The 6,687-nt window shown below is 70.2% G+C and carries 7 protein-coding genes; 4 read left to right on the top strand and 3 right to left on the bottom strand.

The window, feature by feature from the left end:
• Positions 1 to 248: 248 nt before the first annotated feature.
• A complete protein-coding gene (locus AB0E02_RS39205) occupies positions 249 to 1,085 on the bottom strand; it encodes an N-acetylmuramoyl-L-alanine amidase (RefSeq protein WP_362149558.1) in 837 nt (278 codons plus the stop codon).
• A 54-nt stretch (positions 1,086 to 1,139) separates the two neighbouring features.
• Between AB0E02_RS39205 and mnmA the strand changes: the two genes are divergently transcribed.
• The gene (gene mnmA, locus AB0E02_RS39200; RefSeq protein ID WP_362149556.1) at positions 1,140 to 2,270 is read left to right on the top strand and encodes a tRNA 2-thiouridine(34) synthase MnmA; all 1,131 of its coding nucleotides are present in this window, start codon (positions 1,140 to 1,142) and stop codon (positions 2,268 to 2,270) included.
• A 33-nt stretch (positions 2,271 to 2,303) separates the two neighbouring features.
• Positions 2,304 to 3,503 carry a transposase gene (locus AB0E02_RS39195; protein WP_362149562.1) on the top strand — a complete coding sequence of 400 codons (1,200 nt, stop codon included), beginning with the start codon at positions 2,304 to 2,306 and terminating at the stop codon, positions 3,501 to 3,503.
• A 240-nt stretch (positions 3,504 to 3,743) separates the two neighbouring features.
• On the opposite strand, the gene AB0E02_RS39190 is transcribed toward AB0E02_RS39195, so the two are convergent.
• Together AB0E02_RS39190 and AB0E02_RS39185 are read right to left on the bottom strand one after the other, a co-directional pair.
• Positions 3,744 to 3,998 (bottom strand): DUF397 domain-containing protein, encoded by a 255-nt coding sequence (locus AB0E02_RS39190; RefSeq protein WP_362149554.1) that lies wholly within the window; start codon positions 3,996 to 3,998, stop codon positions 3,744 to 3,746.
• Positions 3,995 to 4,816, bottom strand: coding sequence for a helix-turn-helix transcriptional regulator (locus tag AB0E02_RS39185; protein ID WP_362149552.1), 822 nt, complete (start codon positions 4,814 to 4,816; stop codon positions 3,995 to 3,997). Before AB0E02_RS39185 ends, AB0E02_RS39190 begins: the two co-directional genes overlap by 4 nt.
• Positions 4,817 to 4,981: 165 nt before the next feature.
• Between AB0E02_RS39185 and AB0E02_RS39180 the strand changes: the two genes are divergently transcribed.
• Both AB0E02_RS39180 and AB0E02_RS39175 read left to right on the top strand, forming a co-directional pair.
• A complete protein-coding gene (locus AB0E02_RS39180) occupies positions 4,982 to 5,227 on the top strand; it encodes a hypothetical protein (RefSeq protein WP_362149550.1) in 246 nt (81 codons plus the stop codon).
• A gap of 349 nt (positions 5,228 to 5,576) precedes the next feature.
• The gene (locus AB0E02_RS39175) at positions 5,577 to 6,299 is read left to right on the top strand and encodes a VC0807 family protein (RefSeq protein WP_362149560.1); all 723 of its coding nucleotides are present in this window, start codon (positions 5,577 to 5,579) and stop codon (positions 6,297 to 6,299) included.
• Positions 6,300 to 6,687: the final 388 nt, after the last annotated feature.

Here is a 6,687-nt window from a genome sequence, read left to right as displayed (position 1 = left end):
GAACTCCCACTCAGCATCGGATAGTTCATGGCGACGTATCACCCGACCATGGTCCACCACCCGAGATCATTTGAAGACACCCCCTAGGGCGCTTCTGGGCGGATCTCCGCGGCGTCGCGGCGCCTGGCACGCACGCTCGCGGCGTTGCCGAAATGCCCCCATAGCTCCGCTATGAAGACATCCCGGCGCCTTGCGATCGCACGCACCAGGCGCCGCTCCTTCCTCCACGGAGATCCGTCAGAAGCGCCCTAGGAGCGCCGCTTCTGGGCGGATCCGGGTCCGCGCCCGGCCGCCCGGACGAGGCGCAGATAGCGGTCCCAGTCCCAGTGCGGCCCGGGGTCGGTGTGGTCCGTCCCTGGCACCTGCACATGGCCGACGATGTGCTCCCGGTCGGCCGGGAAGCCGTAACGGCGGCAGATATCGGCGGTCAGCCGGGCCGATGACGCGTACATCGCGTCGGTGAAGTCCTCCGGGCGGTCGACGAAGCCCTCGTGCTCGATGCCGATGCTCCGCTCGTTGAAGCCGCGGTTGCCGGCGTGGAACGCCACGTCCAGCTCCCGCACCATCTGGGCGATGTGCCCGTCCTTGCGGACGACGTAGTGGGCCGCCGCCTCGTGGTCGGCGTTCCGGAACACCCGCAGCGCGGTGGCGTAGCTGCCCTGGACGACATGGATGACCACCCGGTCGACGGGGTAGTCGGCGGGCCGGTCGGCCCGGCGGTAGTTCGCCCCGGACGCCGCCACCCACTGGGCGCCCCGGTGGTCGACCTCGCCGGCCCGCCGCGGCAGGTCGTTCCCCGGCAGCTGCCACCACCAGTGCCGCAGCTCGTCCCACCCGGTCGCCACCACGGCCCCGGCGGCCACCGCCCCGCCGCCCGCCAGCCACACCGCCCGCCGCCGGGTGAGCCCCGCCGCGGCGCCCCGCCGCCCGCCCGGCTCTTCTCCCGCCTCGCCCCGGTCGTCCGGCCGCTCGTCCCGCGGGACGTCCCGGCCCTCGTCGTCCCCGCCCTCGCCCCGCTCGTCCGGCCGTTTCCCGACCCTGTCCCGCTGTTCGGCGGCCGGCTCCCCGACCCTGCTCTTCCCCATGCGCTGCTTAACGCTTTCCGCACTGTCGGCGGTTCCGTCTACCCTGGACTGGCTATGACTGATGACGCCCCCCGCCGCCTCCGCGTACTCGCCGCCATGTCCGGCGGTGTCGACTCCGCCGTCGCCGCCGCCCGCGCCGCCGAGGCCGGCCACGACGTGACCGGCGTGCATCTCGCCCTGTCCGAGAACCCGAAGTCCTTCCGCACCGGCGCCCGCGGGTGCTGCACGATCGAGGACTCGCACGACGCCCGCCGCGCCGCCGACGTCATCGGCATCCCCTTCTACGTCTGGGACCTCGCCGAGCGCTTCCGCGAGGACGTCGTCGACGACTTCATCGCGGAGTACGAGGCCGGACGCACCCCGAACCCCTGCCTGCGCTGCAACGAGAAGATCAAGTTCGCCGCGCTGCTGGACAAGGCGCTGGCCCTCGGCTTCGACGCGGTGTGCACCGGCCACTACGCCACGGTCGTGGTGCGCCCGGACGGCAGCCGCGAGCTGCACCGCGCCTCCGACATGGCCAAGGACCAGTCCTACGTCCTCGGCGTCCTCGACGACCGCCAGCTGGCGCACGCCCTGTTCCCGCTCGGCGACACCGAGACGACCAAGGCGGAGATCCGCGAGGAGGCGGCCCGGCGCGGCCTGTTCGTCGCCAAGAAGCCGGACAGCCACGACATCTGCTTCATCGCCGACGGCGACACCCAGGGCTTCCTCGCCAAGCGGCTCGGCACGGCCACCGGCGACATCGTCGACGAGGCCGGCAACCGCCTCGGCAGCCACGAGGGCGCGTACGGCTTCACGATCGGCCAGCGCAAGGGCCTGCGGATCGGCCACCCGGCCCCGGACGGCAAGCCGCGCTACGTCCTCGACATCTCCCCGGTCGACAACACCGTCACGGTCGGCCCCGCCGAGTCCCTCGACGTCACCGGCCTCACCGCGATCCGCCCCCGCTGGTGCGGCCGCCCGCCGACCGCCGGCCCCGCCACGTACACCGCTCAGCTGCGCGCCCACGGCGGCGAGACCGAGGTCACCGCGGAGCTGGTCGACGGCACCGAGCTCCGGGTGACCTTCACCGAGCCGGTCCGCGGCGTCGCCCCCGGCCAGGCCATCGTCCTCTACGACGGCACCCGCGTCGTCGGCTCGGCCACGATCGCCACCACGGAGCGGCGGGCGCGGGCGGGGGCGTAACCGGGGGCTGAGCGGTGGAAGGGGGTGGGCCTGATGATCCGTGCGTACAAGTTCCTCATGCGGCCCACCGTGGGCCAGCAAGGCGCACTCGCCGAGATGCTGCGTGATCACTGCTCGCTCTATAACGGAGCCTTGCAGGAGCGCCGCGACGCCTACCGGCACGCCTCGAAGACGACGATCCGGTACGGGCAGCAGTCCGCCCAGCTCAAGGACATCCGTGCCTTCGACCCCGAGCGTCAGGGCCGCTGGTCGTTCTCTTCGCAGCAGGCGACCTTGCGACGCCTGGACAAGGCGTTCGCCGCGTTCTTCCGGCGGGTGAAGGCCGGGGAGAAGCCGGGCTATCCGCGTTTCCGTTCGGGCAAGCGGTTCGACACCGTGGAGTTTCCCAAGGACGGCGACGGCTGCCGCTGGGCCTCTGCCCCGCACGACCCCGTTACCCGCGTCCGCCTCCAGGGCATCGGACACGTCAAGGTCCACCAGCACCGGCCGGTGGCCGGCAAGGTCAAGACGATCAGCGTGAAGCGGGAAGGCCGTCGCTGGTACGTCATCCTGACCGCCGAACAGGCCAAGCCCGAGCCGCTTCCGCAGACCGGCTCCGTAGTCGGCGTCGACATGGGCATAGCCAACTTCCTCGCCGACTCCAACGGCGAGTTCGTACCCAACCCCCGCCACGGCCGCAAAGCCGCCGCCAAGCTCGAAGCCGCGCAGCAGGCCCTCAGCCGGTGCAAGCGCGGCAGCAAGCGGCGCCGCAAGGCCGTGGAAACCGTGGCCCGGCTGCACCGCAAAGTCCGCCGCCAGCGCCTGGACCACGCCCACAAGACCGCGCTTGACCTCGTGCGCGAACACGACTTCATCGCGCACGAAGAACTCAAGATCCGCAACATGATCAAGGCCCCCGCACCCGAGCCGGACCCCGAAGAACCAGGCAGCTTCCTGCCCAACGGGGCCAGCGCGAAGGCCGGACTCAACCGCTCGATCGCCGATGCCGGATGGGGGGTGTTCCTCCAGATACTCACCGCCAAGGCAGAATGCGCCGGACGGGAAGTGATGGCAGTGGACCCCCGCAACACCTCCCGGCGGTGCCCCGAATGCGGGCACACCGCCAAGGAGAACCGGCCCACCCAGAAAGAGTTCCACTGTCGAGCGTGCGACCACAAGGCGCACGCTGACACGGTGGGCGCGATCAACGTTCTACGGGCCGGGCTGGTCCGTCGCGACGCCGCACCGGCATAGCGAGAAGCCCCCGGCTTCGGCCGGGGGAGGAGTCACGTGCGGTTGTTGTGGTGGTCTCTGACTGCGGCGAGCGTAACCGCATTCCGGACGCTTCCGCGCCCAAGTCACCTGATGGGGTGAGGAGTTGGGCGGCGAAGGCGGCGGTAGGTGGGTGGGGTTCTTTCCCCGGGTTCTTTGGTAGTCGGCCGGGTCACCGGCGGTCGGTGGGGCGGAACCTGGTGCCGCCCCACCGGTGTCCGCTCAGACGGCTTCCGGTGCGACCTGCGCGTACGCGAGGAAGGACGCCCAGGCGGCGGGGGTGACGGTGAGGTGGGGGAGCGCGGTGTCCTTGGAGTCGCGGATGTGGACGGTGTGGGGGCAGGTGGCGACCTCTATGCAGGCTTCGCCCTCGCCGCCGCTATAGCTGGACTTCCGCCAGGCGACGGCGACTTCGAGGCATGCTTCGCCGTCACCGCCGCTGTAACTGCTCTTGAACCACGCCAGTTCGGTGTTCATTCTCGTGCTTCTCCTGTCAGCAGACGCTGAATGAAGGCTCGCGACGCTTCGGCGTCATGGGCCTGCGATCGGATTGTCCCGTACCGGTGGCTCAGAACGCTGACGTCGTCGGGATCTGTCAGGAAGTAGCTCCCTTGCTGACCCTCGACGTAGCCGACTGTGTGGTGGTCCTGCGTCTCCAACAGGGTCATTGGGCCGTCTGCGCCAGCGTGGTTTTGCCGGGAGAGCGGCATGATCTGGATCTGGACGTTGTGAAGCTCCCCGAGCTTGAGGAGGTTCCTCAACTCTCCTTCCCAGACTCGCTGTCCACCGATCTTCCGCATGATCACGGGCTCCTCCAGAACGAAGGTGATCCGGCACGGAGGCTTACGCGTCAGCAGCTCCTGTGTGAGCAGCCTGGCCTGAACGACCTTTTCAATCTCGTCGTCGTCCAGGCTCGGGCGGCGGGACCGGAACACCGCCCGCGCGTACTCCTCCGTCTGCAACAGCCCGTGCAGGAAGTGCGTCGAGTAGACGTGCAACGCCAGCGCCTGAGCCTGGAGGTTCACGTACTCCTCGGCCCACGCCGGATGGTGCTTCTCCGCGACATCGGGGATCAGTACGCGCAGTACGCCGTTCGCGCCGAGCGCCCCGTCCACCGCGTCGACGTAACCCGGCTTCGGTGGTCGCTCGCCGCGTTCGACCATCGCGATGAGGGACTCGGAGTACGGGATGAGGTCGGCCAGCTCGCGGCGCGTCATCTCGCGTTGTTCACGAAGGAAGCGGGACTGCTTCCCGAAGATCCTGAGGGTGACGGGTGGTTCGTCGTTGTGGGGCATCGCACACCTCGCACAGTTGCAGCGTGGTGACGCACAGTTGCGCCGTTCCTGTGGCCAGGCTAGATGCGCGTACAGATGCTTGTCCGCATGATGAACGAACCACCAGGATCCGAACTTTCCGAGCGTTCGGGGTTGCCCGATGCTTCCGAAGGTGGCGCTCCACGGATGCGGCTGCTGCCCTGGACCACGCCGGACGACCGGTCCTGTTTCCTGATCAGCGACGCTGCGGGCGGGCCGGTGTCCGACCTCGCCGACAGCATCGAGGAGATGCAACTGGACATCGGCGAGGAACTGCTGCGCCACGCACGGGCGATGCATGCCGATCCGAAGGTGCCGGACCGTGAGTTCCGCTATCTCTCGCGGCGGCTCGCCGAGGCGCTGGGCGATGCGCTGCGCGTCGCCCGTAACTGACCGCGGCGCTCTCCCGGTACTGCGCCGGACCTCTTCGACGACGTGGAGGTCAACTGAGCCCGGCCCGGCGGGAAGGAGCCTCCTCCCACTGACGGGTGGGCCTTCCCCCATCGACGGGTGGGCCTTCCCCACTGACAAATGTCACGGGGAAGGCAGGACAGACGGGGCTGTCGGCCGGGCGGAGCCGTGCGGGAAGCTGAGGACGTTGCGGAGGACGGTGGCGCGCAGGTCGGCACCGGGGACGCCGTCAGCTGGTCACCGTCTCATTTTGGGGGAGAAAGCCGTGAGTTCGAAGCAGTCCGTCGCCGAGGGTAAGCAGGGCAAGCCGGGGGAGCCGGGCACGCGGGAGATGTCGGGGAAGGACGTGCTGCGGAGCTTCGTTCCGCTGATCGTGGACGCGGGGATTCCGATCGCCTCGTACTACGTCCTCAAGGACGGCTTCGGGCTCAGCACGGTGGCGGCGCTGGGCTGGAGCAGTGTGGTGCCGGCCCTGCGGACCGTGTGGGACCTGGTCGCCAGTCGCCGGGTCAACGGTCTGGCACTGCTGATCCTCGTGGTGAACGTCGTCGGGCTGGCGATGACCGCGGTGGCCGGTGACGCACGGCTGATGATGGCCAAGGACAGCGCGGTGAGCAGCACCGTCGGGATCGTCATCCTGCTCTCCGTGCGGTCGAAGCGGCCGCTGATGACGGCGGGCCTCAAGCCCTTTGTGACGAAGGGCAGCGCGGCCGGGGACGCCGCCTGGGACCGGCTGCAGGCGGAATCCGCTGCGTTCCGGCGGGCCGAGCGGCGGTTCTCGGTGATCTGGGGGACCGCGCTGCTGACCGAGTGCGTGCTCAAGGTGGTCGGCGCGTACACCCTGCCCGTGGACACCATGGTCTGGCTGGGGACGGTGATGACGGTCGTGGCCATCTTGGTGGCGATGGTCCTCGGCGGCGGAAGCTGCGCCGACCCGATGGAGAAGATGATCGCGGCCGAGGCGGGGCGGATGGCCGGAGCGGACGGTTCCGTGGACGGGTCCGGGCCGGGCGGGGCCGCCGCGGCGGCGGAGCCGGTGGGGGCCGGAAGCTGACGCTCCGGACGGCGCAGGGGAGGGGTGGTGACCTGGTCACCACCCTTCTTCTGCGGAAAAGGCGCTGGCCAGCGATGTTGTCGGTGGTCCGGTAGGCACGCGGGGGGCGAAGGTGTGTGCCGGGCACACCTGGGCGCCGGGGGGAGCGGGACCGCAGGGTGGACTCCACGAACCGGATGAAGGGGGAGTCCGATGGGAGCCCGGTCCACCGTCCTTGCCCGAGCGGGCGAGGCGCCCGAAACCACCACCTATGGAACAGCGGAGACGGCAGCGCCCGTCGCCACCGTGGTCGACGCCGTCGCGGGGGGGGGCGGGCCCCCCCCCCGCGGGGGCCCCGCGCCCCCCCCCCAAGCACCCCCGCCCCCGGGGGCGGGCGCAGCACGACCAA

It is taken from the genome of Streptomyces sp. NPDC048196 (genome assembly GCF_040652715.1).
Taxonomy (GTDB): Bacteria; Actinomycetota; Actinomycetes; order Streptomycetales; family Streptomycetaceae; genus Streptomyces; species Streptomyces siderophoricus.
Note: the sequence above shows the minus strand (reverse complement) of the source record. Positions and strands in the feature narration are given on the sequence as shown.

Coding starts and splice junctions, on each gene's coding strand:
- AB0E02_RS39180 (WP_362149550.1), top strand. CDS start 4,982: ATGCGGCTGCTGCCCTGGACCACGCCGGACGACCGGTCCTGTTTCCTG.
- AB0E02_RS39195 (WP_362149562.1), top strand. CDS start 2,304: ATGATCCGTGCGTACAAGTTCCTCATGCGGCCCACCGTGGGCCAGCAA.
- AB0E02_RS39190 (WP_362149554.1), bottom strand. CDS start 3,998: ATGAACACCGAACTGGCGTGGTTCAAGAGCAGTTACAGCGGCGGTGAC.
- AB0E02_RS39175 (WP_362149560.1), top strand. CDS start 5,577: ATGTCGGGGAAGGACGTGCTGCGGAGCTTCGTTCCGCTGATCGTGGAC.
- AB0E02_RS39205 (WP_362149558.1), bottom strand. CDS start 1,085: ATGGGGAAGAGCAGGGTCGGGGAGCCGGCCGCCGAACAGCGGGACAGG.
- mnmA (WP_362149556.1), top strand. CDS start 1,140: ATGACTGATGACGCCCCCCGCCGCCTCCGCGTACTCGCCGCCATGTCC.
- AB0E02_RS39185 (WP_362149552.1), bottom strand. CDS start 4,816: ATGCCCCACAACGACGAACCACCCGTCACCCTCAGGATCTTCGGGAAG.